Genomic DNA, 3,501 nt, shown 5'->3' with positions numbered 1-3,501 from the left:
TACGAGCACGTGGTGTCTTCCATACCTCATGACAAGATCGTTCAGAAGGCCATCGAGGTGCGCGGACTCAAAGTGACAGTCACCGAGATCCCCATTCCCCTGTCTTACGGCCCGGCCTTTGAGGGAGAGCGGGTACGCAAGGACGACCTTTTCGCTGAATGCGGAGGCCGCAAATCCACCTGTTGCGAACTGCTGCGCATGCGGGAGATGGAAGAAGTGGAGGACGGCCGCATCGAGGTGGTGGGTCCGGACATAGACGAGTTGGAGCCGGTGGGTGTTTTGCCCCTGGCCATCGTTGTAGATGTGGCCGGACGCAAGATGCAGAAGGATTTTGAGCCTATTCTGGAAAGGCAGTTTCATCATTTGATTAACAGCGCTGAAGGCATCATGCACATCGGCCAGAGGGATATCTCCTGGATCCGCATCAGCAGACAGGCCCGGGAAAAGGGCTTCAAACTCAAGCATATAGGCGATATCCTGCATGCCAAGCTTTTGTCCGACTTTCCCTCCATTGCGGACAAGGTCCAGGTAACCCTTTATACACAAGAGGACAAGGTCAACGAAATCCTGCAGGAGGCCAGGATCATGTATAATGAGCGCGATGAGCGCCTGGCCGGTCTCAAGGACGAGTCAGTGGACATATTCTATTCCTGCAGCCTGTGCCAGTCTTTTGCACCAAACCATGTCTGCGTCATCACCCCGGAGCGATTGGGCCTGTGCGGCGCCTACAACTGGCTGGACGGCCAGGCCTCTTACGAAATCGACCCCTCCGGGCCCAACAAGCCTGTGAAAAAGGGCGAAGTTATAGACGTCCACAAAGGCGAGTGGCAGGGGGTCAACGAATTTATATCCCAGGCTTCCAAGGGCAATCTGGAAAGGCTCAAGGCCTACAGTATCCTGGAAGACCCCATGACCTCCTGCGGCTGCTTTGAGTGCATTGTTGCCCTGTTGCCGGCTGCCAACGGAGTTATGGTAGTGGATCGGGACTTTTCCGGGATGACCCCCAGCGGTATGACCTTTTCCACCCTGGCCGGAATGGTGGGCGGCGGCATCCAGACTCCGGGATTTCTGGGGGTGGGCAAGTTTTACCTGGGCAGCGACAAGTTCATTTCTGCCGAGGGAGGATTCAAACGCCTGGTATGGATGCCCTCGCACCTGAAGGAACGTCTGCGCAACATGCTCCAGGCCCAGGCCGAGAAAGTGGGCGAGCCTGACATGCTGGACAAAATCGCCGACGAAACAGTGGCCACCACTGAGATGGAGGTGATGGAACATCTGGAAAAGGTGGGACATCCGGCTCTTGGCATGGATCCCATGATGTAGAGATTATCAGCTAAAGTTCGATAAATAAATCCGGAGGAATTAAAGATGGATAAGCCCATTAGAAGCGCCAACGAGGCTGCCGAGCAGATCGTCAGATGGAGCGATGAACAGAATATAAGTATTTGTTTTGACAAGGCCGGCAAAATGAAATCCTGCCCCATAGGGTCATCAGGGGCATGCTGTTCCAACTGTCATGTGGGACCCTGCAGGCTTATCGGCTCAAATGCCGAAGAAGAGGCCACCGGAGTATGCGGGGCAAGTCTGCCCAGCATTGTGGCCAGGAACTTTCTCAGAAAAGTGGTTTCAGGTACTGCGGCCCATTCGGATCATGCCCGGGACATGGCCTTCACCCTGCTGGCCGTGGCCACAGGCGAGGCCAAAGATTTCAGAATAGCTGACGAGCACAAGCTTTTTAAGATGGCCGATATCCTGGAAATCCAGCACCAGGGACGAGATGCCAAGGATGTGGCCAAGGATGTGGCCACCACCCTCATTGATGATTTCGGCCGCCAGAGGGGCGAAATCAATTATCTAAAAAGGGCCCCTCAGAAGACCCAGGAACGATGGAAAAAGTGGGGGGTCGTTCCCAGAGGAGTGGACCGGGAGGTATGCGAGGGCATGCACCGCACCCACATGGGAGTGGATCACGAACCCGACAACCTGCTTTTGAGCGCGGTCAGGGTTTCCCTGGCTGACGGATGGGCCGGGAGCATGATTTCCACGGACATATCAGATGTATTATTCGGTACACCCCGGCCAATGAGAGGCAAGGCCGGTTTCGGCATGTTCAAGGATGACGAGGTGAACATCGTGGTACATGGGCACGAGCCGACCCTGGCGGAGATGATCGTGGCCATGGCCGATGACCCGGAGATGCAGGAATATGCACGCTCCAAGGGGGCCGCAGGCATAAACCTTGGCGGCATGTGCTGTACCGCCAACGAGATTCTCATGCGCCACGGCATACCCACGGCCGGAGGGTTCACCAACCAGGAACTGGCCATTTTGACCGGCAAGGTCGACGCCATGACCGTGGATGTTCAGTGCATCATGCCGGCCCTGGTGAAACTGTCCGAAAGGTTCCACACCAAGGTGGTGACCACTTCTGACAAGGCCAAATTCACCGGCGCCATACATGTCGGCTACCAAGAGCACCGGGCTGCGGAGATCGCCAAAGAGATCATCAGGCTGGCAGTGGACAATTTTCCCAACCGCAAGCAAACCGGCTATCCAGCCACTGACCAGCAGGACCTGGTGGCGGGATTTTCCCAGGAATATATCGAGTACATGCAGGGAGGTCGCATGCGGGCCTCTTTCAGGCCGCTCAACGATGCCATCCAGGTGGGTCGCATCCGTGGTGTGGTGGGCCTTGCTGGATGCGACAATCCCAGGGTTCCGGCCCAGGGACTGCATCGCTATCTGGCCATGGAATTTATCAAGTCCGATGTGCTGGTGGTTTCAACCGGATGCGGATCCCATGCCTGCCAGGCTGCCGGGTATATGACCCCGGAAATGGCCCTGCAGCATGCCGGTCCAGGGCTAAAGGAAGTCTGCGAGGCCATAGGCATTCCTCCGATACTGCCTTTAGGGTCTTGCGTGGACAACTCCAGGATACTGACCATCCTGTCCGCCATGGCCGAAGAAGGCGGACTGTCCGAGGAAATCGGCGGCATGCCCGGAGTGGGTATCGCCCCGGAATGGATGTCTGAAAAGGCCCTGGCCATCGGAACCTATTTCGCCGCCTCCGGGGTGCCGGTTATCTTCGGCGGGGAATCCCCTGTGGGGGCCAGCAAAGAGGTCGTCAGGATCATGACCGAGACCTGGAATGAGAGATTCAAGGGGGCGTTTCATTTCGAGCCCGATCCTGAGAAGATTTTTGATCTGGCCCTGCAATATATTGATGCCGCCAGGGAGAGCCTCAAACTCAAGAAGTACGAGCCGGGCAAGTTCGGAGTGGAAAGGGTGCTTATGGATATGGCCGCCAGGCGGGAAAGCAGCATCTAAGAATATACTTACATCTAAAGCGGGCCATGCCCGCAACCCAATAAAGAAAAGATTTTTTAGCCCACAGATCACACAGATGTACACAGATAAGAGAGGTTTTTTATGTGCATACCAGGAATGAAGAACCTGGTATGCACATGGTCTCCACCGCATCCGCGGTAGATACCGGGGAGT

2 protein-coding genes are annotated in these 3,501 nt (G+C 56.0%); both read left to right on the top strand.

Annotated elements, in window-relative coordinates:
• On the top strand, positions 1–1,323 hold a 1,323-nt coding region (gene cdhC / locus QZP87_RS06650), incomplete at its 5' end, for a CO dehydrogenase/CO-methylating acetyl-CoA synthase complex subunit beta (protein ID WP_291322137.1).
• A 45-nt stretch (positions 1,324–1,368) separates the two neighbouring features.
• Complete coding sequence (cooS, locus tag QZP87_RS06645) at positions 1,369–3,327, top strand: anaerobic carbon-monoxide dehydrogenase catalytic subunit (RefSeq protein WP_291322136.1); 1,959 nt, start codon at positions 1,369–1,371, stop codon at positions 3,325–3,327.
• Positions 3,328–3,501: the final 174 nt, after the last annotated feature.

It is taken from the genome of Desulfonatronospira sp. (assembly GCA_003563255.1).
Taxonomy (GTDB): domain Bacteria; phylum Desulfobacterota; class Desulfovibrionia; order Desulfovibrionales; family Desulfonatronovibrionaceae; genus Desulfonatronospira.
Note: the sequence above shows the minus strand (reverse complement) of the source record. Positions and strands in the feature narration are given on the sequence as shown.

Bases quoted from the DNA above. Each gene is read 5' to 3' on its own strand.
- cooS (WP_291322136.1), top strand. From the start codon at position 1,369: ATGGATAAGCCCATTAGAAGCGCCAACGAGGCTGCCGAGCAGATCGTC.